Raw genomic sequence first — 24,507 nt, forward strand, 5'->3', positions numbered from 1 at the left:
TTATAAGTAAAAAAATGAAATATGAAATAAGAGATAGAGGCGTCGTAGCTACTATCTCTTATTTTGTTAATAACTCTCATACTAGCTATAATTTTTTTAGTTTGTGGAACAAATTTGGTTCGGTGATTGTCTATTATGTGTACGTATAAAAAGGCGCTAAAAATTTGGAAGGAATGATGATTTTGAAAAATAAGAGGATGCTAAAAATAGGAATATGCGTTGGTATATTAGGTTTAAGTATTACAAGCCTAGAAGCTTTTACAGGAGGGGCACTGCAAGTTGAAGCGAAAGAAAAGACTGGACAAGTGAAACATAAAAATCAGGCGACGCATAAAGAGTTCTCACAACTTGAGAAAAAATTTGATGCTCGAGTAGGTGTATATGCGATTGATACTGGTACAAATCAAACAATCTCTTATCGATCTAACGAAAGATTTGCCTTCGCATCAACCTACAAGGCTTTAGCAGCAGGAGTATTACTACAGCAAAACTCAATTGATACATTAAATGAAGTAATCACATTTACGAAAGAAGACTTAGTGGATTATTCACCTGTTACAGAGAAACATGTAGATACTGGAATGAAACTAGGAGAAATTGCTGAGGCTGCTGTTCGTTCAAGCGATAATACTGCAGGGAACATTTTATTTAATAAAATAGGAGGACCGAAAGGATATGAAAAAGCGCTTAGGCATATGGGGGATCGGATTACTATGTCTGATCGCTTTGAAACAGAATTAAACGAAGCTATTCCAGGAGACATTCGTGACACTAGTACAGCGAAAGCTATTGCTACGAATCTTAAAGCTTTTACGGTCGGAAATGCACTTCCAGCTGAAAAACGTAAAATTCTTACAGAGTGGATGAAAGGAAGTGCTACAGGGGACAAACTTATTCGTGCAGGCGTACCAACTGAATGGGTAGTTGGAGATAAATCAGGTGCTGGTAGTTACGGGACAAGAAATGATATTGCTATCGTTTGGCCTCCAAATAGAGCACCAATTATCATCGCAATTTTATCTAGTAAAGATGAGAAAGAGGCAACCTATGATAATCAACTCATTGCAGAGGCAACTAAAGTTATAGTTAAGGCTCTTAAATAGTATTTTAGTTTTCGCATTTTTAACATGAAAGTATTAAAAGTATAAAGTTAGAAAACGACTCTTTTCTTGTGATAAGAGTCGTTTTTGTATTCTTATTATTAAAAAGGTAAAAGTAAAAATATAACGAATATATATGACATATCTCATACGAAATTTCATGTACTGTATTATTTTATTAATTTAAATAAATTTCAAGAAAGTATAATATAATTCAGTTAGCATATAGAAGTGTTTGATGAGAATGTAAAGGAGAAAATATGAAAAAGAAAATTAATAGAATTGTAATGATTATTTGTATATTAGTAGGTTTTACAATCTTTTTATATTTACAGAACAATTTAATAAGTATAACTGAGGTTAAAATAACCTCTAGTAAAATACCATCCTCTTTTAAAGGGTATAAAATTCTACAAATTTCAGACTTACACAATAAAAAATTTGGCGATAATCAAGATGTGTTAATTCAAAAAATAAAAAGTATAGACCCAGATATTATTACGATTACGGGTGATTTAATTGACAGTAAATCATACGATGCAGAAGTTAGTATGCAATTAATACGAGAAATGGTAAAGAAGTATCCTGTATATTTTGTGACAGGAAACCATGAACAATGGTCTGGAAAGTATAACAGTTTAGAAAAAGAGTTGAAGAAATATGGTGTCAATATTTTAAGAAATGAACATGTAGGCATTCGAAAGGGTGAGCAAGAGATAAACTTGCTAGGTATTGATGATCCAGAGTTTGGTACTGGAAACCGTGATGAAGGAAATATTATAATAGATGAAATTAAAAAAGCAAAAATTGAAATGCAGCCAGATAGATATAATGTATTATTATCCCATAGGCCTGAATTTATAAAGGAATATACGAATGAGAGGTTGGATTTGGTTTTATCGGGACATGCTCATGGAGGGCAAGTTAGATTGCCATTTATCGGTGGATTAGTTGCTCCAAATCAAGGTGTTTTACCTAAATATACAGCAGGTTTATATGTAGAACAAAATACATCAATGGTAGTGAGTAGAGGATTAGGAAATAGTATCATTCCGCAAAGAATTTTGAATAGGCCAGAGATTGTAGTCGTGCAGTTAAATTAAGCTGTACGATTTTTTTATACAAAAGTGAGTAAAGAGATTTTATGTATTTTACAGGAGTTAACATTACAATTTTGTTAAAAATTTTCTACGTTACATAAAGTAACAAAATTTGACCCTGATTGTTTGTTATAGTGTAAATAATCAAAAAACTTAAAATTTGTCGAGTGAAAATTGTGATAAGTAATTCATGTAAAAAACTTAAAGGGGTGTACACATGCATAAAGAATATGAAATTGAAGAATACACGGCGATTGAGGAACAAATACATTATTATTGTAAATGTTTATTAGTAAGTCATCCTGATCAAATAATAAAGTATTTAGAAAAAAGGTTAGAAAAATATGCAGAAACATTACAATATGCACATTTATATCCTGACACAGTTATTTTACCGTTACAGCAATTAGTTATTGAATATTCTTTAGATGTTGCTAGAATTCGGAAGTATATGAATTTAAAAACGTAAAGTGAAATTTATAGTTTAAATGAAACAGAGTCGACTTTAGGAAATGAAATTCTAATGTCGACTCTGTTTCATTGTTTAATATCGTTGATTGAACATACATACTAATCAATGAAGTTTGACATATAATTAAGCAAGGGTAAAATAAAAGTGAGTACTCACTCATTTTATTGGAAAAGGAGGATGAAACGTGCAACAACCTTCCATTATTTTACGGACTGTATCAAAAAGTTTTGGGAAAAAAGAAGTGTTACACAATCTTTCATTGCAAGTTGAAAAAGCAGAAATTTTTGGTTTTGTTGGACCTTCTGGATCGGGGAAAACAACGCTCATTAAAATGATTGCAGGTATTAATGAGGCAACGAAAGGTGAAGTGCTTGTTAATAATACTAATATGCCTAATTTAAATGAAATGAAAAGAATTGGTTATATGGCCCAGGCGGATGCATTATACGAAGAATTGTCAGCATATGAAAATGCAGATTTTATAGCAACGATGTATGGACTAAAGGGAAAACGTAAAAAGACAAGAATTGCAGAGGTTTTTGAACTTGTACAATTGTCTCAGTATATGAAAAAGCAAGTACAACAATTTTCAGGTGGAATGAAAAAACGCTTATCATTAGCAATAGCGCTCCTTCACGAACCAGAAATATTAATTTTAGATGAGCCTACAGTGGGGATAGATCCGCTTCTTAGAAAAACGATTTGGGAAAAATTTTATGATCTTAAAAAGAAAGGCACAACGATTATTGTAACGACGCACATTATGGATGAAGCTGAATTTTGTGAGCGTCTAGGGTTAATTAGAGAAGGGAAACTAGTTGCGGTTGGAACAACTGAAGAATTGAAAAAACGTGTGTCATCTGGACGGATTGAAGATGTCTTTTTGCTAGAAGAGGTGGTGCCATCATGAGAGTTACTGGTGTAATTATACGTATTACTCGTCAATTTTTTCGAGATAAGCGTTCGTTAGCAATGATGTTTGGAGCACCGATGTTATTACTTTGGCTTTTGTCACTAGTGTTTACACAGAAAGACTATATACCGCAAATTGCTGTTGTTGATATGCCCGCTCAAATAGTAAAAGTGATGAAAAATCAAGAAGCGTCAATTTATGAATACAGTAAGGAAAAGGCGATTTCTGAGTTGGAAAAACAAAAGGTAGATGCAGTATTTCGAATAGAGAATGGAAAAATGAAACTTCTGTTGGAAGGTAGTGATTCGTCAAAAAATCGTGCTGTACTTCAAGTATTGCAAAAAAGCACAGAGAAGAATGATGTATCGATTATGAAACCTGAAGTAAATTATTTACATGGCTCTAAAGACTTTACGATGTTTGATGGGCTTGGTCCTGTATTAATTGGTTTCTTTACATTTTTCTTTGTATTTATATTATCAGGTGTATCTTTCGTAAGAGAACGTTTAAGTGGTACGCTAGAAAGGTTATTATCCACCCCAGTAAGAAGATGGGAAATAGTCGCAGGTTATATTATTGGTTTTGGAATCTTTGCCTTTATACAATCCATTATTATCGTAAGCTTTTCCGTTTATATTTTAGATTTATACGTAGCTGGCTCCATATGGCTCACGCTACTTATTACATGTATGCTCTCTTTAACTGCACTAACATTAGGTACGTTTTTATCGGCATACGCAAATAATGAATTTCAAATGATTCAATTTATACCGCTTGTTATTGTGCCACAAATCTTCTTTTCTGGATTGTTTCCAATGGAATCTATGAATAAGTGGCTACAAATGTTAGGGAAAGTATTTCCACTCACATACGGCGCTGACGCAATGAGACAAGTGATGATTCGGAATCAAGGGTTTACAGAGATTGCATTAGATCTTACTGTATTATTACTTTTTTCACTATTATTTGCAGTAGGGAATGTATTTGCTTTAAAGAAACATCGCAAAATATAATAATGACAAAAAGGAGCTTTATAAATGCAGAAGGATTGGCTGGAGGAATTAATAGCTGCAACTAATACGGATAAACGAAATGAACGTCAAATGCGAATATTAGAGGCGGCTGTTGATATGTTTGGAGAAAAAGGATACGCTTCAACTTCAACAAGTGAAATTGCAAAGCGTGCTGGTGTAGCGGAAGGAACCATCTTCCGCTACTATAAGACGAAAAAAGATTTATTACTAGCGGTCGTAATGCCAACTTTAACTAAGTTCGTTGCACCATTTTTCGTACAAACCTTTGCAAAAGAAATATTTAAATCAGAGTATGAATCGTATGAAGGACTTTTAAGAGTTGTAATTCATAATAGATTTAAATTTGCTCAAAAACACTTTCCTATGATAAAAATATTAATTCAAGAAGTACCATTTCAACCAGAACTAAAAAATGAAATACAGCAATTAGTAGAAACAGAACTGTTTTCACATTTCAAAAAGTTGATTGTGAAATTTCAAGAAGAAGGAGAGATTATTGAGATACCACCATCTTCCGTACTACGTCTTACTTTATCAGCTGTATTAGGTTTATTATTAACACGATTTTTATTATTACCTGAAGAAAAATGGAATGATGAAGCAGAAATTGAAAATACGATTCAATTTATATTGTATGGATTAACTCCACGAATTTAATCGTCGAAGTGTGAATTACATATATTACTTTTTAAGTAAAAATAAATCGCCTTTAAAAAGGCGATTTATTTTCGTTATATATTTTTGATAAATAAGTACTTGTTTATTAAAAACATTCTAAATCAGCGTGTTTCTTTGTCTCTTCTTCTAAGACCTAATAATCCTGCTAGTCCTAATAAACCAAGCCAAGCCCAATTATTATTTCTATCACGATTATCATTTAAATCATTTGTTGTATTTACATTTCGAGTTCTTACATCATTATTAACTCTGTCTAAATTATTGTCATTTACTCGAGTTGAAATATCAGTGTTATTCACTCTATTCATATTATTTCCATCGTATTCAGCTTGCGCAGATGTACCTAAAAACATAATAGAGAGTGCTAAAACACTTAAAATAGATGATAATTTCTTTTTCATAACAATTCCCTCCTTTCTTAATCATTAATTTCTCCGGAGCATCTGTGTATTATTCATTTCACAATATCTAAACCAGTATAATAGGGCGCACATTTATTGAAAATAGAGTTGAATGATTGTTAATATATTATTGGATATATATTTCTCATAAAAATAAATGAATCAAACTTTGCTTAAAATGTTAATCTTAGTACAATTTATAGTATACGGACTAGCACTAAGGAGGTAATGAGATGCGGCAATTTGCAAAACCTACAATCGTCGTAAGTAAATGTTTAGAATTTGATGCTTGTCGATATAATGGAGAGATGATTCCAGATGTAACAATACGAAATTTGCAGCCATTTGTTACATTTATACCTGTTTGTCCAGAAGTGGAGATTGGATTGGGAACTCCTCGTGAAACGATACGAATTGTAGAAGAAAATGGTGAGAACAGACTTGTGCAACCGTCGACACGAGAAGATGTAACTGAAAAAATGGAGCAGTTTTCAAATGACTTTTTACAAACGATATCGGATGTGGATGGTTTTATTTTAAAGAATCGTTCACCAAGTTGTGGTACGCGTGATGTGAAAATTTATTCTGGTTTTGAAAAAGCGCCAGCAAAGGGAAAAGGATCGGGCTTATTTGGCGGAGCAGTAGTAAAAAAATTTTCGCATCTTCCTATTGAAGAGGAAGGCAGATTGTCGAATTTTATTATTAGAGAGCATTTCTTTACAAGACTATTTACAATCGCATATTACAAAATGATTAAACATAATAAAAATATGAAAGACCTTGTATCGTTTCAGTCGGACAATAAATATTTATTTATGGCATATAATCAAGTGAAACAAAAGGAATTAGGGCGTATAATTGCAAATCACAAAAATGAAAAGATTGAAGTTGTATTCGAAAACTATGAGAAGACTTTATATGAATTATTTATGCGCACCCCCCGCTATACATCGAATGTAAATGTATGCGAGCACATTTTTGGATACTTTAAAACAAAGCTAAAAAAACAAGAAAAAGATCATTTTATAGAACTGTTACAAAAGTATGCAGAAAAGAAAATACCACTTAGTAGTTTACTTACAATTTTAAAATCATGGGCCATTCGATTTGATGAAAAGTATTTATTAAGACAAACGTACTTCGAACCATACCCTGAAGCATTAGTAGAAATTTCTGATTCGGGAAAAGGTAGAGATTATTAAACAATAAATTACATAATTCGACACAAAATATCCTATGTTGTTGTAGAACAATGTAGGAATTTTTTTGTGCATTAGTACAGAATCTGTTTTAAAATTAAGTTATGACAGAATTATAGCAATTGTCTAACTAATATTCTTGTCTTTTAAGTTGTTATGTTTGTAGTAGAAACTCGCACGCTGTCGAAACTCAATATTCGATAAGGGGTGTGTAGCGGAATGGAATTTACTCTAACTCGCGAAAAACAAATGATTAAAGAAATGGTACGTGACTTTGCTGAAAAGGAAATCGCACCGAAAGCTGTATATTATGACAAAACTGCAGAGTTTCCATATGAAACATTTCAAAAAATGGGCGAACTAGGATTATTAGGCATCCCATTCCCAGAAGAGTATGGAGGTTCAGGTGGCGATACTGTATCGTATGCGTTAGCAGTTGAAGAAATTGGTCGCGCTTGTGGTGGCACTGGTTTAAGCTATGCTGCAACAATTTCATTAGGTGCTTCTCCAATTTATTATTTCGGTACAGAAGAACAAAAACAAAAGTATTTAGTTCCAATGGCGTCAGGTAAAACATTAGGTGCCTTCGGATTAACGGAGCCGAATGCTGGATCAGATGCAGGTGGTACTCAAACGAAAGCGGTACTAGATGGCGATGAGTATGTAATCAGTGGTGAGAAGTGTTGGATTACAAACGCAGAGTATGCAAATACCATTATTGTAACCGCTGTCAACGGTGTTGAAGAGAATGGTAGAAAACGCATTTCAGCATTTATCGTACCTACTACTAGTGAAGGATTAACGATTTCTAGTCCTTACGATAAAATGGGCGTTCGCGCTTCTAATACTTGTGAAATCGTACTTGATGGTGTTCGTGTACCGAAAGAAAATATTCTTGGTGATGTAAATAAAGGTTTTAAACAATTTTTATATACACTTGATGGAGGACGTATTTCAATCGCAGCATTGGCAGTTGGTATTGCGCAATCAGCCTTTGAACGTGCATTGCAATATGCGAAAGAACGTCAACAATTTGGAAAGTCAATCTCTAATTTCCAAGCGATTCAATTTAAATTAGCTGATATGGCGACTGAAGTAGAGCTAGCACGTAATTTAGTACATAAAGCAGCTTGGTTAAAAGATAACGATAAACCTTTCGGTAAAGAAGCGGCAATGGCAAAACTATTTGCATCGGAAGCGGCAAGCCGTATTGCGAATCAAGCAGTACAGATTCATGGTGGATATGGCTATATGCGTGAATATGAAGTTGAACGACATATTCGTGATGCGAAACTATTAGAAATTGGTGAAGGAACTTCTGAAATTCAACGTCTCGTAATTGCTAGACATTTAGGATGTAGATAAAAGGGAGGAATCACTATGTTTCAAAAAATATTAATTGCGAATCGCGGGGAAATCGCTGTTCGTATTATGAAAACTTGTCAAAAACTTGGCATTCGCACTGTTGCTATTTATTCTGAAGCAGATGAAAATGCCCTTCATGTGAAAATGGCAAATGAAGCTTACTTAGTAGGTGGACCGCGTGTTCAAGAAAGTTATTTAAACCTTGAAAAAATTATTGAAATAGCTAAGAAGACAAATGCAGAAGCGATTCATCCGGGTTATGGTTTATTATCAGAGAATCCGTCTTTTCCGGTTCGCTGCAAAGAAGAAGGAATCGTATTTATCGGTCCTTCAGAAGAAATCATTACGAAGATGGGAAGTAAAATCGAATCACGTATCGCAATGCAAGCAGCAGATGTCCCAGTAGTCCCAGGTATTACTACAAATATTGAAACTGCTGAAGAAGCAATTGAAATTGCAAAACAAATTGGTTATCCATTAATGCTTAAGGCATCCGCAGGCGGCGGAGGCATTGGTATGCAGTTGATGGAAACTGAGCAAACGCTCACCAAAGCGTTCGAAAGTAATAAAACAAGAGCGCAAAACTTCTTTGGTAACGGAGAAATGTATTTAGAGCGATATATAGCAGACGCGCATCATATTGAAATTCAGCTTTTAGCAGATACACATGGTAACACAGTGTATTTATGGGAGCGTGAATGTTCGGTACAGCGCCGAAATCAAAAAGTAATCGAAGAAGCACCTTCACCATTTTTAGATGAAGGTACACGAAAGGCGATGGGAGAAGTTGCTGTACAAGCTGCCAAAGCACTTGGTTATACAAATGCAGGTACAGTTGAGTTTCTTGTAGATGATCAGAAGAACTTCTATTTCTTAGAGATGAATACGCGATTACAAGTAGAGCATCCAGTGACAGAAGAAATTACGGGATTAGACCTTGTAGAACAACAACTTCTGATTGCAAGTGGAGAGAAACTATCATTTACTCAGGATGATGTAAAACGTAGTGGTCATGCCATTGAAGCTCGTATTTATGCAGAGGATCCGAAAACATTCTTCCCGTCACCTGGGAAAATTACAGATTTAACATTACCGTCAAATGTACGGATTGATCACTTCTTAGAAAATCATGTAACGATTACACCTTTCTATGATCCAATGATTGCGAAAGTCATTGCACATGGGGAGACTCGTGAAGAAGCAATTTCGAAATTACATGATGCTCTAGAAGAATTAAAAGTAGAAGGTATTAAAACGAACACGCCAATGCTACTGCAAGTTTTGGAAGACGAAGTGTTCAAAGAGGGTATTTATACAACAGGCTTTGTAACGAAACAACTCGTTAAAAAATAAGATTTAACAATATTAAGGGGGAAAAAATGATGACGAAAGTATACGCATCGATGGCAGGAAACGTTTGGAAGATTGTTGTAGGAGTAGGAGATACAGTAGAGGAAGAGCAGGATGTCGTCATTTTGGAATCTATGAAAATGGAAATTCCAATCATTTCAGAAGAAGCTGGCACAGTTATGAAAATTAATGTGCAAGAAGGCGATTTTGTAAATGAAGGAGATGTATTATTAGAAATTGAATAGGGAGATATAGGGGGAAGCGAATTGAAACTACCTAATTTTGCTGTCATTAAAGAAGTCGGGCCACGTGATGGCTTACAAAATGAAAAAAAGATTGTTGGCACAAAAGATAAAGTAAAATGGATTCAACTACTTACAGAAGCGGGATTGTCGTATGTTGAAGTTTCCTCATTCGTTCACCCAAAATGGGTCCCTGCATTAGCGGATGCAAATGATGTATTTTCTGAGCTGAAAAGGGATCCCAATGTTACATATGCTGCGCTTGTTCCGAATCAAAATGGTTTGGAACGAGCTTTTTTGCAAAATGTAGATGAGGTGAATGTTTTTTTATCAGCAAGTGAATCTCATAATAAAAGTAATATTAATAAATCGATCAAAGAAGCATTAGTCGTAATTGAAGATATAACAAAACAGGCATTATTCGAAGGGAAAAAGGTAAGAGGCTATGTTTCTACTGTATTTGGATGTCCTTATGAAGGGAATATAAGTCTCGCAGCAGTTGACGAATTATGTAATCAACTATTTTCATACGGTATTTATGAAGTTTCTCTAGGGGATACAATCGGTGTAGCGAATCCATTACAAGTAGAACAAGTATTAGAACACCTATTAAAGAAGTATGATGCTTCGCAGTTTGCAATGCATTTTCATAATACGTATGGAATGGCTCTAGCGAATGTAGTTAAATCATTAGAATACGGTATTACAACGTTTGATAGTTCTTGTGGTGGACTCGGGGGCTGCCCTTATGCACCAGGAGCATCAGGTAATGTTGCTACTGATGACCTAGTACATATGCTCCATAAATTAGGAGTCCAAACGAATATAGACGAAGAAAAGTTATTGAGAGCTAGTCAATTTATTCAAAGTAAGTTAAATATCCAATTACCGAGTCATGTGTATAGAGCGCTTCAACATAAAACGATAAGTAGGTGAGAAGATGCTACAATTACAAAATATTTCAGTTGATTATGTAACACCTCACGTTGTAAAGATTTCGTTATATCGTGAAAGACAAGCAAACTCATTATCTTTAGCGTTATTAGAAGAGTTACAAAACATATTAACTCAAATAAGTGAAGAGTCCAATACGCGTGTAGTTATTCTAACAGGTGCTGGTGAAAAAGCGTTTTGTGCTGGTGCAGATTTAAAAGAGCGTGCCGATATGAATGAAGAACAAGTTCGCCATGCTGTTAGTATGATTCGCACTACTATGGAGATGGTTGAACAATTACCACAGCCAGTTATTGCTGCTATAAATGGAATCGCACTTGGTGGTGGTACGGAATTAAGTTTAGCTTGTGATTTTAGAATTGCTGCTGAATCTGCAAGTCTTGGTCTTACTGAAACGACACTTGCAATTATACCAGGAGCGGGTGGTACACAGCGCTTACCGAGATTAATTGGTGTTGGTAGAGCGAAAGAATTAATTTATACAGGTAGACGTATTTCAGCGCAAGAAGCAAAAGAATATGGTTTAGTAGAATTTGTTGTACCAGCTAATTTACTTGATGAGAAAGCGATTGAAATAGCAGAGAAAATTGCTAGTAATGGACCTATTGCTGTTCGATTAGCAAAAGAGGCAATTTCAAATGGTATTCAAGTTGATTTACATACCGGATTACAAATGGAAAAACAAGCGTATGAAGGTGTAATCCATACGAAAGATCGAATAGAAGGATTACAGGCATTCAAAGAAAAACGCAAACCGATGTATAAGGGGGAGTAAATATGTTAGACCAAAAACAACAATCTAATTCATTTGAAGAACGAGTTGAAACAATTAAACAAGGCGGGGCACCGAAATATCATGAGCAAAATAAAGCAAAAGGAAAATTATTCGTTCGAGACCGTTTAGCGCTTCTATTTGATAATGGCGAATATGTAGAAGATGCATTATTTGCTAACTGTGAACAAACAGGCTTACCTGCGGATGGCGTTGTAACGGCAACGGGTAAAATACATGGTCGTACTGCGTGTGTAATGGCCAATGATTCTACTGTAAAAGCTGGATCATGGGGATCACGCACAGTTGAAAAGATTTTACGTATTCAAGAAACAGCTGAAAAACTACGTGTTCCGTTATTTTATTTAGTCGACTCTGCTGGAGCGCGTATTACAGATCAAGTAGAAATGTTCCCAGGGCGCCGCGGTGCAGGAAGAATCTTCTATAATCAAGTGAAGTTATCAGGTAAAGTTCCTCAAGTATGCTTGTTATTTGGACCTTCTGCAGCTGGTGGTGCGTATATTCCAGCCTTTTGTGACGTTGTAATGATGGTAGAGGGAAATGCATCTATGTATTTAGGATCTCCTCGTATGGCTGAGATGGTTATCGGTGAGAAGGTAACTTTAGAAGAGATGGGCGGAGCTCGTATGCATTGCTCTGTATCAGGATGCGGAGATGTTTTATGTAAGACAGAAGAAGATGCGATTACACAAGCAAGACAATACATTTCATATTTTCCAAACAACTATTTAGAAAAGACTCCATTGGTTACACCTCAAGAACCGAAACAATTCGATAAAACGTTAGAACAAATCATTCCAGAAAATCAAAATGCTCCTTTCAATATGAAAGATCTCATTAATAGAGTTATTGATGAGGGTTCATTCTATGAAGTAAAAAAATTATTTGCTCAAGAGCTAATTACAGGCTTAGCACGTATTGATGGTAAGCCAGTTGGTATTATTGCAAATCAGCCGCGTATGAAGGGTGGCGTATTATTCCACGATTCAGCTGATAAAGCTGCTAAGTTTATTAATTTATGCGATGCATATCATATTCCATTATTATTCCTTGCGGATGTACCAGGATTTATGATCGGTACAAAAGTAGAGCGTGCCGGTATTATTCGCCACGGTGCAAAAATGATTTCTGCAATGAGTGAAGCAACTGTACCGAAGATTTCTATCGTTGTTCGTAAAGCATATGGTGCTGGTTTATATGCGATGGCAGGTCCGGCATTTGAACCAGATTGCTGCCTGGCATTACCGACAGCCTCTATTGCGGTAATGGGTCCAGAAGCTGCGGTTAATGCTGTATATGCAAATAAAATTGCAGCTTTACCAGAAGAAGAGCGTGCTAGCTTCATTGCTGAAAAACGTGAAGAGTATAAGAAAGATATTGATATTTATCATTTAGCATCAGAGATGGTGATTGATGGTATTGTTCATCCAAACAATTTACGTGAAGAGTTAAAAGGACGTTTCGAAATGTATATGAGTAAATATCAAGTATTCACGGATCGTAAACATCCTGTATATCCAGTTTAAAAGCCCTATTTAGGGCTTTCTTGCTCAAAAAGTTAAGGAGGGGAAAACATTGAAACAAGCAGTTTGGTTTCCAACAGAAGAGTACAAGGAAAAAACACGTTTATATGGTTGGATGAAATCATTGGGATATGAAGATTATGAAACTTTTTATAATAAATCTATTGAGGAAACAGCTTGGTTTTGGGGAGAGGCAGAAAAAGCAGTTGGCTATCAATGGATGAAACCTTATACAGAAGTATTAGATTTAGAAAATGGTACACCGTTTGCACAGTGGTATAATGGCGGAACATGTAACGTTGTAGAATCAGCTTTATCCCGCTGGCTTGCGGATGAAGAGACGAGAATACAGCCAGCACTTCAGTATGAAGGGGAAAATGGAACTTCAAAATCATTTACATATGAAGAGCTTGATAACTGGGTAAGCCGTGTTGCCAATGGTTTGAAACACGCGGGTATTGAAAAAGGTGACCGTGTAACAATTTATATGCCAATGATTCCAGAAACAGTTGTTGCGATGCTAGCTGTAATGAAAATTGGAGCAATTATTTCACCAATATTCTCAGGCTTTGCGTCTGATGCAGTTATGACACGTGTGCAAGCGGCAGGTTCAAAAATGATTATTACCGCAGATGGATTTTCACGCCGAGGTAAAATTGTTTCTTTAAAAGATGAAGTAGATAAAGCTTGTGAACATTGCCCAACTGTTGAAAAAGTGGTAATCGTTCGTCATGCAGGAAATGATTTTACACCACATAACTATGACTTTTCGTGGAGTACGCTAGAAAAAGAAAAACCATTCATACATGCCGAAGAAATGCAAAGCGATGATCCATTAATGCTCATTTATACATCAGGAACGACTGGTAAGCCGAAAGGAACAGTACACACGCATGCAGGATTTCCTTTGAAAGCAGCCTTTGATGCAGGAGTTGGAATGAATATTAAACAAGGTGATCGTGTATTATGGGTAACTGATATGGGCTGGATGATGGGGCCATTTCTATTATTCGGTTCACTCATTAATGGAGCAACGATGGTTATGTACGAAGGTGTTCCAGACTTCCCAGAAGCAGACCGGTTATGGGAGACAGTTGATAAATATGAAATTACTCATCTAGGTATTTCGCCAACGTTAATCCGAGCATTAATGGCAAAAGGTGATGAGTATGTCAATAAACACTCTTTAAAGAGTTTGGAAGTATTCGCATCAACAGGAGAACCTTGGAATCCTGATCCATGGATGTGGCTGTTTGAAACAGTTGGAAAAGGAAATGTTCCAATCTGTAACTACTCAGGTGGAACTGAAATCTCTGGTGGGATTTTCGGTAATGTTCTTATTAAGCCAATCGCACCGATTAGTTTTAACGCATCTTTACCAGGAATGGCAGCTGTCGTACTGGATGATCAAGGTAAACCAATTCGAGATGAAGTCGGAGAATTATGCTTAGAGAAACCTTGGGTAGGTATGACGAAAAGCTTCTGGGAAGATGATGAACGTTACGTGAACACATATTGGTCACGTTTTGAAAATAAATGGGTCCACGGTGACTGGGTCATTTACGATGGTGAACAATATATCATCACAGGGCGTTCAGACGATACGTTAAATATTGCAGGTAAACGTATTGGACCTGCTGAATATGAATCTATTCTTGTGAAACATAACGATGTAATTGAAGCTGCTGCAATTGGTGTACCTGACGAAGTAAAAGGTGAAGTTTGTCATTGTTTTGTAGTATTAAGAGATCATGTAACATTCACAGGAGAATTAAAGAAAGAATTAATGAGTTTAGTAAACTCTCATATTGGAAAAGCGTTGTGTCCTAAAGACATCCACGTTGTAGAAGATTTACCGAAAACACGTAACTCTAAAGTAATGCGCCGTGTTATTAAAGCAGCTTACTTAGGAAAAGAGTTAGGTGATTTATCATCGCTTGTAAATCCTGAAGTAGTTCCGTTTATTCAGGGGTTACAGTCTAGTAAATTATAAAGTTAGAAAGGATCTCTATATAAATAGAGATCCTTTTTTATGTTTATAAAAAGAAAAGAAGTGAATTTGATGAAGAAGAAAAATTCTACTATTAGTGTTAAGTATGTCTGTTTTATAGTTTTTATTAAAATACGATACTGTGGCATGTTTATTCATTGGAGTAATTAAATTTTGTTAAGGATGAAATTCAATAAAAGCGTTATTTTAATAGGCTGTTACGAAATTTAATTTGAAAGGCACATCCAAATGATAAAAAAAGAGCACTATAAAATCAGTGCTCTTTTTATTAGAAATTGCTTAGTTCTTAAAAATAAAATCATTACGGACAATTCACAATGGTAATAATGACGCTAGCCATTGTTCCAGGAGAATCAAGAAGAGAAGCAGTAACGGTTACTGTTCCAGGCCCATTAGCGGCTAGAAATACAGCGGTAAAGTTACCTGAGGCATTGGTAATGACAGCAAGAGGAACCATGAAAGCAAGAGATGGGTTACTAAACGAAAAACTGACCACTACCCCTGGAGTAGGAATACCGTTTACTAATACTTGACCCGAAAAAAATAAAGTATTATTTCCTTGAGTGGATACACATGCTGTGGTTTCGTTAGAAGTCAAGGTAATAGATGCAGGTCCAGCAGGAAGATTAAATCCAGTTGGTCCAGTTGGTCCAGTTGATCCAGTTGGTCCAGTTGATCCAGTTGGTCCAGTTGGTCCAGTTGGTCCAGTTGATCCAGTTGATCCAGTTGATCCGGTTGGTCCAGTTGATCCAGTTGATCCAGTTGATCCAGTTGATCCGGTTGGTCCGGTTGATCCGGTTGGCCCAGTCGGTCCAGTTGATCCGGTTAATCCAGTAGCTCCTGTAGAACCGGTGGGACCGGTAGGGAATTGAAAAGGTTGAACAGTTGGAAGTGTAGGTCCAATAGAACCGGGATTAAGTGCAGCAAAAGATAAAAACTCGTCCATTATTTATCACCTCTAAAAATCGTATTACTAATAGTAAATGTAATGATAGAGCAAAGTGAAACGGACAAGCGGTTTTATTTTAACAAATTAAACAAAGTAGTTATATGATAGAAAGAGAGATTAGTATGATTCCTTTAGAAATTAAATATAAAAAGGCGATTATCTTCAAATCGCCTTTTAGGTAATGCCGTGTAATTTTATTCAGTTATTTGAAATATAGTTTCATTCGGTTTGGAAAATCCATACAGTTTCCTTGCGAATTTTAAAATTTCTTCTTCACTACTTGTTAAAGCCTTGACATCCTTGTTAAGGGAATGACCATCCTTCTTTACAGAAGATAATTTTTGTTGTTCCGTATTAAGTGTGATTTGTTTTTCTTTAATCATTTCTTGTTGGTTATTCAGAGAATATTGAAGGACAAAAATTATAGGTAATATAAAAGCCAAAGTAGTTATAATACGGCGTCTTGTTTTTTTTATGCTACCTTGTTGGGTATTAGGATTCACTTGCTGTGAGGGTATATTAGGATTTGATTGGTGTGATGATACTTTTGGGATGTTTCCCATTAAAATGCCTCCATTACTGATTGTCGAATTTAAACCGTTTAATAGTATTATAAATGTTCAATAAGGATTTTAGAAGATATTTTAATATAGGTGAGTTTTGTAAAGTTTAAACAAAATCTTTATTTAAATAAAAGAAACCCCGCTTGTCTCTGGGGTTTCTGAAGGCAATGAAAGTACTCGACTAATTAAAGATTCCATGAATTTTTTGCTGAAAATACTGGTGAATTCGTCTGAAGTAATGAGGGCATCTAAAGCTTTATACGTACGTGAAGTAATTAAAAATCGATTTATAAGAGTTAGCTTGTTTTTTCTTAATAGCCCACCTAATCAGTAAATACATATGTCTGTTGAAATCTTTACGTGTTCATTGATAAAAAGCTGATTATATTCAGTCAGCTTTTTGTATAATACATTCTAGTATTTATCGGTTCCAAAAGACATATTCTTTCCTTTAAGTTGGCATCGAAAATATTACCAATTTTTCCTTTTACAATGGCAACAAATAAAGAAACATTTACAACGACACTTATTTCGTTTAGAACTCCAATCATCATCACGATGACACTTTTCTTTAGATTTCCACCAATCATCATTACAATGTTTTTCCTGAGAACTCCAATCGTCATCACAATGACACTTTTCTTTAGATTTCCACCAATCATCATTACAATGCTTTTTCTGAGAACTCCAATTATCATCACAATGATGTTTTTCTTTAGATTTCCACCAATCATCACAACAATGCTTTTTCTGAGAACTCCAGCAATCATTTTTCCAGGACATTTATTTCTACCTCCTTTCAATAGTGTTCATATTATTCTATGTTTTAATAAAAAAATTGCTTGTTTATTAACCTACTATTTTATCTTTATATGATAGAGTGTCTTCTACTCGATATAGAATTCATACAAACTATGCTAATTTTTAAGAGAAAGTGGAGAGAACTACTACTAGTTATGGTATTTTTCAATAAACACTTGTTGAAGAAAATGTTCTGATTACAAATAATATCTTATTTTCGAGTACGCTTTTTAAATGTATATTTCACAATGAAAAATGGGAAATCCACAAATAAAGTCTATGTATATGTGAGTTAATGGGAAAATCTAGTGTGTTTTTAAGGGGCGTCTTATTTAAAAGAAAAAAGGTTTGTTTTAGAAAGTGGTGTCTAAACATTAAATGGAGTAGGACTAAATTCACGGTCGCTCATTAAAAAGCTTTTAATTAGGAGAAGTCTGTTTTTATAATGAATAATGAAAAGAAAGTTTGGTACAATTGTTTGTTTTTTTCTTTTTATGTGTTTGCCTCGTACCCTTTTAAGCTAGTGGACATACTTTACTAATAGAAAGGATTAGGGGGTGAGGTATTGGGTTCTCGATTTAATAATTGTAAAAAGAAGTGTACATGTAAACAAGATGATTGTTGGGAAGTATTCGAAGAGTGTAAAAAAGAACAGCATGAGAAATGTGATAATTCTTGTGTACAAGGAATTAGAGATGAACTTAAGAAATTAATTAATCGAACAGTTCAAATTAATACAGAGGGACGTACTTATGTAGGTACTGTTTCGTCTGTAAGTTGTGATGTAGTTAGGCTTGCGGCTATTCCTGGATCGGTTGGAGTAATTATTTCCATTTGCAAAATTGAAGCAATTTTCCCACCGGTTACAACGGTTACTGCTGACTTTGATTTTAATGGTATTGATGTAGCAAACAAAGCATAATTATGCTGCTTTTTTGTAAAGCCATTCACATGAATGGCTTTATTTTAATTTTATATAAAAGGAGAATATATTCTTTATATAGAAATAAGTTTGAGGTTATAAAGCATGATGTACGAAAGGAACAAGGAAGTGATTAAACTAGAAAGCTTTAAGAAATCTGATTTTAAACAATTAATAAATTGGATTAATTCCGAAGAATTTCTAATACAATGGTCAGGAAATGCATTCACATTTCCTTTAGACGAACAGCAATTAGAGAAGTATATAGAAAGTGCAAATACACTCGCTTTCAAAGTGGTAGATGAAGAGACTTCAGACGTTATTGGACATATTTCGCTTGGGCAAATAGATAATATTAATAAGTCCGCTAGAATTGGAAAAGTATTAGTTGGTAATACGAAGATGAGAGGACGTTCTATAGGAAAACATATGATGAAAGCAGTACTTCATATTGCTTTTGACGAATTAAAACTACATAGAGTAACTCTTGGTGTGTATGATTTTAATACATCGGCCATTTCATGTTACGAAAAAATAGGGTTTGTAAAAGAAGGCTTATTAAGAGAGTCAAAAAGAGTAGGAGAAACGTATTGGAATTTATGGGAAATGAGTATGTTAGAATATGAATGGAAGAAGTAGCAACGATAGTAATTTATAATTATATTATGTTAACAAAGGGGTTTGGTGGGTATAGTGGATAATAAAACAAAAATAATTTCAATTGCAGCTGTTTCGGGGGGAGGTAAAACTACAATTACAGAAAGATTAAAGCATAAGTTTAAAAACTCAAAAGCTCTATATTTTGATAGTTACACATTTGATAAATCTCCTGCTGATATTTGTAAATGGATTGATGATGGGGCGAATTACGACGAGTGGGTATTAACACCATTAATTCATGATATTGAGCAACTTATACAAAATAATACCTTAGACTATATTATTGTAGATTATCCTTTTGCATACTTAAATAGTGAGATGCGAAAATTCATTGATGTAACTATATTTATTGATACGCCTTTAGATATTGCGATGGCTAGAAGGATTTTGCGAGATTTTAAGGAAGGTACAATAGATGAAATACATAATGATTTGGAACATTACATGACATATGCGAGAAAAGCTTATTTAGAGGCAATTCATACTGTTAAGCCGAATTCAGATATCATATTGGATGGTTCTTTATCTGTAAGTGAAATAATTAATCACGCTGTAGAGGAACTTGGCCGAAGAGAAGTGATTGTCAATGGTTAAATGTATAACAGATGCTGTTAGGTGGATAATTGAAGTAAGAGAGAGATAAATGTGTACACTTTATTTCAATATAATTGGCAAGTAAGAGATGATTGGTTTAAGTGGTGTGAACAACTTTCAGAGGAAGATTTACTTTGCAAACTGGTGGTATTTTAGAAACATTATTTCATATTGTAGATGTAGAGTATAGTTGGATTAGTGCTCTTTAAGGATAAGAAGATAGAGAACAGCAATTTAAAGATTATCAATCGATTCAAAAAGTGAAAGCGTTATTTAATTTATATAAACGAGAACTTGAAGTTTTTTTGCAGTCATAATTATCTAGCCTAGAATGCTAGCACACTTAAAATAAGCCGTATAAAAAGTTAATCATTGTGTGCTTTGATTATATAATGTCGGCGAAATAAATAGTGTGAAGGACAGCTATCTTAACAAGTGTTTCATGTAACGTTCATATACTTTAATTTTTTATAATTAATTAAATTTGAATTTTGTTTGTTGTTAAGAAAAGGTGAGAAGAAAATAAAAAAAGAGGGCTAATGCCCTCTTTTTCTTTTAATTTGGTAATTAATCACAGATTGGTATCCCAAGCACTCTTAGAGCTAATGCTACTTGAAGGGAAATCTCTAATCTAGCAATTTCAATACCAGCTACTGAAAGAACTAAAAAAGGTTGTCCGTTTACAAATACAACGCAACTATCCATAGTTAAACCTCCTTTCTAGTAATTTACTATAGTATATGAGTAGAACTTTAAAATGTAATAGTTCAATTGTTGGATTTAATAGAATTAATAGATTAACCCATTTAAACTAAACAAACGAACACAACGAAAGGAAACAGAGATGGATGTATGCCTCAAAAAACATAGGTTTTAAGACATGTAATGGGATATGAAATTCATCATATTGGTCAGCTGTCTGTATGGGCGAGGAAGTTAAACTTGCAACCAGTTTCAGCAAATTTGAAGAGGATGATAGAATTAAAAACCGACTTGCATCTTAAGCGCAAGTCGGTTTTATATATATAAGAAGATTTCTTAATTGAAATCCTCGGATTTTTTCTGACGTATATGTAAAAACATTAAGGTGGTAATGATTAAAAAAATCATTATAGTTTGTATAATTAAATTTTTAAACTGAAGCAATATTGTCCAAGATGTAAGGGCGTCTTTAAAAGCTTGGAGTGCAGAGTACGAGGAAGGATCAAAACCATACTGTAGCAACTTTTTTGTTTCAATAAATGAAATGTTTTCTTCATCTGCATCTAATATTACTGAAATTAGTCTAGTATCTCCAAGTTTTGCTGTACTGACAAAACTATAATTACCGTTAGTTGAAAAACTAGTTTGTAAGCCATCAACACCTTGAAGTTTAATGTTTTCATTAAGGGAATATATCATTTTATTCGTATTGAAAACCTGGGAATCTTTGAAGGTAAATTGGTAAGAGGTTAGTTTCGTAATATTCAATACATCTGGAAAATCTTTTACTAATTTTGCTGCTAGTTTAGCTGCGTCTATCGCTGTTGTAGTTGATTGTTTATCTGTATCATTATTAATTCCAGTAGAGTTTAGAAATGGAGATGGTTGTAATAACTTTAGTTCTTTTGCTTTTTTATTCATTAATACTGTAAAGTTATCTTCATTTCCAGCAATGTGTTCTGCTAGAGCGAGTGCAGAACGATTATTCCCTGCCAGTAGCAATGCATGAAGTAAATCACGAACCGTTGTTTTATCATTCGATGTTACTTGTATAGGGCTTGTTTCTACTCGGAAAACTTCGTTACTTATTTGTACTAAGTCATCTAACTGTATTTTTCTATCATTTAGTTGCTCCAATACGATATATTCTGTCATTAATTTAGATAAAGCAGCTGATTGTACCGGAGTTTCTTCATTTTTTTTATAAACAATTTCACCTGAATTAGCATTTATTAAAATAGCTGATTTAGCTTGAATAATCGGACCATTTACATAAAGATAAAAATATAAAACGATAAGTGCGGTAATAAAAAAAGATAATAATAAAATAGCGAATTTCTTTAAGAATTGCATAAGCGATCCTCCTATTATGACATCAATACTAGTATTGTAAAAAGGAATGCTTAATTAGGAAGAAAGAAAAGGTAAAGAATTTCTAAAGAATTATAAAGGATTATTAAATTTTGGTTATTAATGGAAAAAGTTCAATTTCTTATATGATAAGAAATTGAACTTTTTATTTATAATATTAACATTTGTATGGGAGTAGTTTTACAGTGAATGTTGTTTTTTCATCATCACTATATACTTCAATTGTTCCTTTATGCAATTCGACTATACTTTTTGCAATAGCTAATCCAAGTCCAGATCCACCAGTGTTTGTAGAGCGAGATTTCTCAACGCGATAAAAACGTTCAAAAATATGAGGTAAATCCGTACTAGGAATAGGTTGCCCGTAATTTGTTATATCAATTGTAATCATATTATTGCTTTCATAAGCAGTAAGGTCAATATAGCGACCTTCGCTTCCATAAGCGATAGCGTTTATAATAAGATTTTCAAACACACGCACTAATTTTTCACCATCAGCTAATACCATGAGCTTTTGAGATGGGAAAGAAGGTCGACATTCTATATTTGCTTCTTGAAATTGTATACGGAATTGAACAGTTAATTGCCCAAGTAACTCTACTATGTCAATAGGGACAGAATACAAGCTTAACTCTTTATTTTGAACACGTGTATATTCGAACAAGTCATTCATTAATGCATTAAGACGAGTTACTTTATCGTAAATGACTTGAATATAGTATCGCAATTCTACTTCATCTCTATAATTATCATGATGGATTAAATTTACGTATCCAACTATAGAAGTAAGGGGAGTGCGTAAGTCATGTGATACATTTGTAATAAGTTCACTTTTTGCTTGTTCCGCTTGTCTTTCTTCATCAATGGAGACTTTTAATTGTTCAACAATTTCATTGACCCCGATTGCTAATTCTTCTAGATAATTATGATTTACAATAGAAACTTTATGATTGAAGTTTCCATTTGCAATATAACGAATTTCTTCTATCATTTTTTTAATACAAGTTTCATAGTAAAGTTTTTTCTCGTGACGATAAAAAATGTAAAGATAGGATGAAAAAATAGAAAATAAAAACAAATAAGATACAATCATCATCCATAACGATTCTTTAATCCCTTTATACTTTTCATAACCAAAAATTCGAATGAATTCTTTACCGAGTTCAGTTAGAGTAAGTGAACTCTCAATTACACTCGTAACGAGGCGATAAATAATTAATTCAGTAATAGGCGTGAGTGTGATAGCCAATAAGAGCCAAAAAATAAGTTTCCATTTAGGGATATCTTTTAATATATCAAATGCTTCATTTCTCAATTTTATAGCCAACTCCCCAAACAGTGTGAATAAATTTTTCTCCATTTATTACTGTTTCAAGTTTATCCCGTAAGTTGCTAATATGGACCATTACAGTCTTATTTGAACCGTAACCATCTTCATTCCAAACGCGTTCAAAAATTTCTTCTGAACTAAATACTCTTCCTGTATTACTTGCAAGCAAATATAAAATATCGAATTCAATAGAGGTTAGTTTAATATACTCTCCATTTACTTTAACAGTATGATTATGTTTGTGTATTTCAACAGAGCGAATACGAATAATACCATCTTCATTCTTTTGCGAAGTAGCGTTTTGGAAAGATGATCTTCGTAATAAAGCTTTCACTCTTGCTACTAATTCTAATGGATTGAATGGCTTGATCATATAATCATCGGCACCTGTCATAAGACCTAATATTTTATCCATATCTTCTGCTTTTGCACTAAGCATTAGAATTGGTACAGTATTATTTTCACGCACTTCCTGACAAACTTCTAAACCGTTTCGCTTTGGCATCATAATATCCAAAATCATAAGGTCAACTTCATATGTAGAAACCTTTTGCAATGCTTCATCACCATCATAAGCTTTATAAATGTTATAGCCTTCATTTCGCAAATAAACAGCAAGTAATTCAACAATTTCTTTATCATCATCAATAATTAATATGTTTTTATTCATTGTGTAGTTCCTTTCCTTACAAATCATCAACATTACTATAATATCAAACATTTATGTACTTGTAGCGATGATTCTGTATAAAATTTCATGTAACGTATTAAAAAGGAGTAAAAAGATTAATAACGAATATAAAATAACGAGGATATTTAGATTCTACATTATAATGAAAGTTAGTTATAAGGGGGATTTTCTATGTTATGTAATGATATATATTCATTTACTCCAACTGGAAAAATAGAAAATGATATTAAAGCTTTTCTACTAAAATATAATAAAGAGTTTACATATAAACATTCAATTCGTGTGGCAAATGAGGCAAAAAAGATTGCAGAAAAGTTTCACGTAGATAAAGAAAAAGCAGCAATTGCAGGATATTTACATGATATTAGTGGCATTTTTCCGAACGAGGAGCGGATTGCAGTTGCTGAAGAATTTGGTGTAGAAATAGTGGAAGCAGAAAGAAAGTTTCCTATGATCATTCATCAAAAACTATCGAGAGTAATCGCAAAAGAAATATTTAAAGTAGAAGATGAAGAGATTTTAAATGCAATTTGTTGCCACACAACGTTGCGTAAACATGCAACGAAGATGGATTTAGTATTATTTGTTGCAGATAAAATAGAATGGGATCAAAAAGGGACACCACCATATTTAATAGAAATAAAAAAAGGATTGGAAAAATCTTTGGAAAAAGCAGCTTTTGTATATATTTCATATTTGTGGGAAAGGAAAGATACATTGAAAGTTATACATCCATGGCTAGAACAAGCATACTGGGATTTAAAAGGAATTGTACAGTAGAAAGGACAA

The 24,507-nt window shown here is 33.9% G+C and carries 27 protein-coding genes and 3 pseudogenes; 22 read left to right on the forward strand and 8 right to left on the reverse strand.

Features of this window, described 5'->3' with window-relative positions; translation table 11 throughout:
* The first annotated feature begins 176 nt into the window (after positions 1–176).
* The 6 genes from bla (at position 177) to AC22L0_RS08530 (ending at position 5,276) form a co-directional block, all read left to right on the forward strand.
* A complete protein-coding gene (gene bla, locus AC22L0_RS08505) occupies positions 177–1,103 on the forward strand; it encodes a class A beta-lactamase Bla1 (protein ID WP_140160714.1) in 927 nt (308 codons plus the stop codon).
* Positions 1,104–1,360: 257 nt separating this feature from the next.
* A complete protein-coding gene (locus AC22L0_RS08510; protein WP_000727194.1) occupies positions 1,361–2,203 on the forward strand; it encodes a metallophosphoesterase in 843 nt (280 codons plus the stop codon).
* Between the two features lie 214 nt (positions 2,204–2,417).
* Positions 2,418–2,669: a hypothetical protein gene (locus AC22L0_RS08515; protein ID WP_000548621.1), complete on the forward strand. Its 252-nt coding sequence runs from the start codon at positions 2,418–2,420 to the stop codon at positions 2,667–2,669.
* Between the two features lie 187 nt (positions 2,670–2,856).
* Positions 2,857–3,582, forward strand: a complete 726-nt coding sequence (locus AC22L0_RS08520) for an ABC transporter ATP-binding protein (RefSeq protein WP_001187071.1) — start codon at positions 2,857–2,859, stop codon at positions 3,580–3,582.
* The gene (locus AC22L0_RS08525; RefSeq protein WP_087965944.1) at positions 3,579–4,598 is read left to right on the forward strand and encodes an ABC transporter permease; all 1,020 of its coding nucleotides are present in this window, start codon (positions 3,579–3,581) and stop codon (positions 4,596–4,598) included. The genes AC22L0_RS08520 and AC22L0_RS08525 overlap by 4 nt, the downstream gene beginning before the upstream one ends.
* Positions 4,599–4,622: 24 nt before the next feature.
* Positions 4,623–5,276: a TetR/AcrR family transcriptional regulator gene (locus AC22L0_RS08530; protein ID WP_001168198.1), complete on the forward strand. Its 654-nt coding sequence runs from the start codon at positions 4,623–4,625 to the stop codon at positions 5,274–5,276.
* A gap of 122 nt (positions 5,277–5,398) precedes the next feature.
* Here AC22L0_RS08530 and AC22L0_RS08535 read toward each other — a convergent pair whose 3' ends face one another.
* The gene (locus tag AC22L0_RS08535; protein WP_000728151.1) at positions 5,399–5,698 is read right to left on the reverse strand and encodes a WGxxGxxG family protein; all 300 of its coding nucleotides are present in this window, start codon (positions 5,696–5,698) and stop codon (positions 5,399–5,401) included.
* Between the two features lie 233 nt (positions 5,699–5,931).
* Here AC22L0_RS08535 and AC22L0_RS08540 point away from each other — a divergent pair, with 233 nt between their 5' ends.
* From AC22L0_RS08540 to AC22L0_RS08585, 10 genes are all read left to right on the forward strand, one after another.
* Positions 5,932–6,900, forward strand: coding sequence for a YbgA family protein (locus AC22L0_RS08540; protein ID WP_001248645.1), 969 nt, complete (start codon positions 5,932–5,934; stop codon positions 6,898–6,900).
* Between the two features lie 216 nt (positions 6,901–7,116).
* Entirely contained in the window at positions 7,117–8,262 is a 1,146-nt protein-coding gene (locus AC22L0_RS08545; RefSeq protein ID WP_000397282.1) for an acyl-CoA dehydrogenase, read from the forward strand.
* A gap of 15 nt (positions 8,263–8,277) precedes the next feature.
* Positions 8,278–9,615: an acetyl-CoA carboxylase biotin carboxylase subunit gene (locus tag AC22L0_RS08550; RefSeq protein ID WP_000486742.1), complete on the forward strand. Its 1,338-nt coding sequence runs from the start codon at positions 8,278–8,280 to the stop codon at positions 9,613–9,615.
* Positions 9,616–9,641: 26 nt separating this feature from the next.
* Positions 9,642–9,857: an acetyl-CoA carboxylase biotin carboxyl carrier protein subunit gene (locus AC22L0_RS08555; protein WP_001987345.1), complete on the forward strand. Its 216-nt coding sequence runs from the start codon at positions 9,642–9,644 to the stop codon at positions 9,855–9,857.
* 21 nt (positions 9,858–9,878) lie between these two features.
* Entirely contained in the window at positions 9,879–10,790 is a 912-nt protein-coding gene (gene mvaB / locus AC22L0_RS08560; protein ID WP_000775437.1) for a hydroxymethylglutaryl-CoA lyase, read from the forward strand.
* 4 nt (positions 10,791–10,794) lie between these two features.
* Positions 10,795–11,583, forward strand: coding sequence for an enoyl-CoA hydratase (locus AC22L0_RS08565; protein ID WP_087875389.1), 789 nt, complete (start codon positions 10,795–10,797; stop codon positions 11,581–11,583).
* A gap of 2 nt (positions 11,584–11,585) precedes the next feature.
* The gene (locus AC22L0_RS08570; RefSeq protein ID WP_000886744.1) at positions 11,586–13,127 is read left to right on the forward strand and encodes an acyl-CoA carboxylase subunit beta; all 1,542 of its coding nucleotides are present in this window, start codon (positions 11,586–11,588) and stop codon (positions 13,125–13,127) included.
* Positions 13,128–13,176: 49 nt separating this feature from the next.
* Positions 13,177–15,117, forward strand: coding sequence for an AMP-binding protein (locus AC22L0_RS08575; RefSeq protein ID WP_087965946.1), 1,941 nt, complete (start codon positions 13,177–13,179; stop codon positions 15,115–15,117).
* 335 nt (positions 15,118–15,452) lie between these two features.
* A complete protein-coding gene (locus AC22L0_RS08580; protein ID WP_000236249.1) occupies positions 15,453–15,668 on the forward strand; it encodes a hypothetical protein in 216 nt (71 codons plus the stop codon).
* Positions 15,669–15,713: 45 nt separating this feature from the next.
* Positions 15,714–16,007 (forward strand): hypothetical protein, encoded by a 294-nt coding sequence (locus tag AC22L0_RS08585; RefSeq protein ID WP_487272195.1) that lies wholly within the window; start codon positions 15,714–15,716, stop codon positions 16,005–16,007.
* Between the two features lie 17 nt (positions 16,008–16,024).
* Here AC22L0_RS08585 and AC22L0_RS08590 read toward each other — a convergent pair.
* The 3 genes and pseudogenes from AC22L0_RS08590 to AC22L0_RS08600 form a co-directional block, all read right to left on the reverse strand.
* Positions 16,025–16,081 (reverse strand): annotated as a pseudogene (locus AC22L0_RS08590) (exosporium leader peptide-containing protein); the annotation flags it as partial.
* Between the two features lie 197 nt (positions 16,082–16,278).
* Complete coding sequence (locus AC22L0_RS08595) at positions 16,279–16,647, reverse strand: FtsB family cell division protein (protein ID WP_000526886.1); 369 nt, start codon at positions 16,645–16,647, stop codon at positions 16,279–16,281.
* A gap of 392 nt (positions 16,648–17,039) precedes the next feature.
* Positions 17,040–17,417, reverse strand: coding sequence for a hypothetical protein (locus AC22L0_RS08600; RefSeq protein WP_048535344.1), 378 nt, complete (start codon positions 17,415–17,417; stop codon positions 17,040–17,042).
* Between the two features lie 596 nt (positions 17,418–18,013).
* Between AC22L0_RS08600 and AC22L0_RS08605 the strand changes: the two genes are divergently transcribed.
* The 4 genes and pseudogenes from AC22L0_RS08605 to AC22L0_RS08620 all read left to right on the forward strand — a co-directional run.
* Positions 18,014–18,370 (forward strand): hypothetical protein, encoded by a 357-nt coding sequence (locus AC22L0_RS08605; protein ID WP_000535577.1) that lies wholly within the window; start codon positions 18,014–18,016, stop codon positions 18,368–18,370.
* Positions 18,371–18,475: 105 nt separating this feature from the next.
* Positions 18,476–19,009 carry a GNAT family N-acetyltransferase gene (locus AC22L0_RS08610; RefSeq protein ID WP_114160179.1) on the forward strand — a complete coding sequence of 178 codons (534 nt, stop codon included), beginning with the start codon at positions 18,476–18,478 and terminating at the stop codon, positions 19,007–19,009.
* 45 nt (positions 19,010–19,054) lie between these two features.
* A complete protein-coding gene (locus AC22L0_RS08615; RefSeq protein WP_000513265.1) occupies positions 19,055–19,624 on the forward strand; it encodes a nucleoside/nucleotide kinase family protein in 570 nt (189 codons plus the stop codon).
* 51 nt (positions 19,625–19,675) lie between these two features.
* A pseudogene (locus AC22L0_RS08620) lies at positions 19,676–19,935 on the forward strand (DinB family protein); the annotation flags it as partial.
* A gap of 256 nt (positions 19,936–20,191) precedes the next feature.
* Here the strand turns inward: AC22L0_RS08620 and AC22L0_RS08625 are convergent.
* The gene (locus AC22L0_RS08625) at positions 20,192–20,329 is read right to left on the reverse strand and encodes a DUF3956 domain-containing protein (RefSeq protein ID WP_000376554.1); all 138 of its coding nucleotides are present in this window, start codon (positions 20,327–20,329) and stop codon (positions 20,192–20,194) included.
* Between the two features lie 165 nt (positions 20,330–20,494).
* Here AC22L0_RS08625 and AC22L0_RS08630 point away from each other — a divergent pair.
* A pseudogene (locus AC22L0_RS08630) lies at positions 20,495–20,653 on the forward strand (DinB family protein); the annotation flags it as partial.
* A gap of 9 nt (positions 20,654–20,662) precedes the next feature.
* Here AC22L0_RS08630 and AC22L0_RS08635 read toward each other — a convergent pair.
* The 3 genes from AC22L0_RS08635 to AC22L0_RS08645 form a co-directional block, all read right to left on the reverse strand.
* On the reverse strand, positions 20,663–21,679 hold the full coding sequence (locus AC22L0_RS08635; RefSeq protein ID WP_001160052.1) for a D-alanyl-D-alanine carboxypeptidase family protein: 1,017 nt from the start codon (positions 21,677–21,679) through the stop codon (positions 20,663–20,665).
* A 175-nt stretch (positions 21,680–21,854) separates the two neighbouring features.
* Entirely contained in the window at positions 21,855–23,012 is a 1,158-nt protein-coding gene (locus AC22L0_RS08640; protein WP_001243309.1) for a sensor histidine kinase, read from the reverse strand.
* Positions 23,002–23,697 carry a response regulator transcription factor gene (locus AC22L0_RS08645; RefSeq protein ID WP_001038807.1) on the reverse strand — a complete coding sequence of 232 codons (696 nt, stop codon included), beginning with the start codon at positions 23,695–23,697 and terminating at the stop codon, positions 23,002–23,004. Before AC22L0_RS08645 ends, AC22L0_RS08640 begins: the two co-directional genes overlap by 11 nt.
* Positions 23,698–23,889: 192 nt before the next feature.
* On the opposite strand from AC22L0_RS08645, the gene yqeK reads away from it, so the two are divergent.
* Complete coding sequence (gene yqeK / locus AC22L0_RS08650) at positions 23,890–24,498, forward strand: bis(5'-nucleosyl)-tetraphosphatase (symmetrical) YqeK (protein ID WP_000882444.1); 609 nt, start codon at positions 23,890–23,892, stop codon at positions 24,496–24,498.
* Positions 24,499–24,507 lie beyond the last annotated feature (9 nt).

The organism is Bacillus sp. LQ01 (assembly GCF_057624735.1).

Bases quoted from the DNA above. Each gene is read 5' to 3' on its own strand.
- bla (WP_140160714.1), top strand. From the start codon at position 177: ATGATTTTGAAAAATAAGAGGATGCTAAAAATAGGAATATGCGTTGGT.
- AC22L0_RS08510 (WP_000727194.1), top strand. From the start codon at position 1,361: ATGAAAAAGAAAATTAATAGAATTGTAATGATTATTTGTATATTAGTA.
- AC22L0_RS08515 (WP_000548621.1), top strand. From the start codon at position 2,418: ATGCATAAAGAATATGAAATTGAAGAATACACGGCGATTGAGGAACAA.
- AC22L0_RS08525 (WP_087965944.1), top strand. From the start codon at position 3,579: ATGAGAGTTACTGGTGTAATTATACGTATTACTCGTCAATTTTTTCGA.
- AC22L0_RS08530 (WP_001168198.1), top strand. From the start codon at position 4,623: ATGCAGAAGGATTGGCTGGAGGAATTAATAGCTGCAACTAATACGGAT.
- AC22L0_RS08535 (WP_000728151.1), bottom strand. From the start codon at position 5,698: ATGAAAAAGAAATTATCATCTATTTTAAGTGTTTTAGCACTCTCTATT.
- AC22L0_RS08540 (WP_001248645.1), top strand. From the start codon at position 5,932: ATGCGGCAATTTGCAAAACCTACAATCGTCGTAAGTAAATGTTTAGAA.
- AC22L0_RS08545 (WP_000397282.1), top strand. From the start codon at position 7,117: ATGGAATTTACTCTAACTCGCGAAAAACAAATGATTAAAGAAATGGTA.
- AC22L0_RS08550 (WP_000486742.1), top strand. From the start codon at position 8,278: ATGTTTCAAAAAATATTAATTGCGAATCGCGGGGAAATCGCTGTTCGT.
- AC22L0_RS08555 (WP_001987345.1), top strand. From the start codon at position 9,642: ATGATGACGAAAGTATACGCATCGATGGCAGGAAACGTTTGGAAGATT.
- AC22L0_RS08565 (WP_087875389.1), top strand. From the start codon at position 10,795: ATGCTACAATTACAAAATATTTCAGTTGATTATGTAACACCTCACGTT.
- AC22L0_RS08570 (WP_000886744.1), top strand. From the start codon at position 11,586: ATGTTAGACCAAAAACAACAATCTAATTCATTTGAAGAACGAGTTGAA.
- AC22L0_RS08580 (WP_000236249.1), top strand. From the start codon at position 15,453: ATGGTAATAATGACGCTAGCCATTGTTCCAGGAGAATCAAGAAGAGAA.
- AC22L0_RS08595 (WP_000526886.1), bottom strand. From the start codon at position 16,647: ATGGGAAACATCCCAAAAGTATCATCACACCAATCAAATCCTAATATA.
- AC22L0_RS08600 (WP_048535344.1), bottom strand. From the start codon at position 17,417: ATGATTGCTGGAGTTCTCAGAAAAAGCATTGTTGTGATGATTGGTGGA.
- AC22L0_RS08610 (WP_114160179.1), top strand. From the start codon at position 18,476: ATGATGTACGAAAGGAACAAGGAAGTGATTAAACTAGAAAGCTTTAAG.
- AC22L0_RS08625 (WP_000376554.1), bottom strand. From the start codon at position 20,329: ATGGATAGTTGCGTTGTATTTGTAAACGGACAACCTTTTTTAGTTCTT.
- AC22L0_RS08635 (WP_001160052.1), bottom strand. From the start codon at position 21,679: ATGCAATTCTTAAAGAAATTCGCTATTTTATTATTATCTTTTTTTATT.
- AC22L0_RS08645 (WP_001038807.1), bottom strand. From the start codon at position 23,697: ATGAATAAAAACATATTAATTATTGATGATGATAAAGAAATTGTTGAA.
- yqeK (WP_000882444.1), top strand. From the start codon at position 23,890: ATGTTATGTAATGATATATATTCATTTACTCCAACTGGAAAAATAGAA.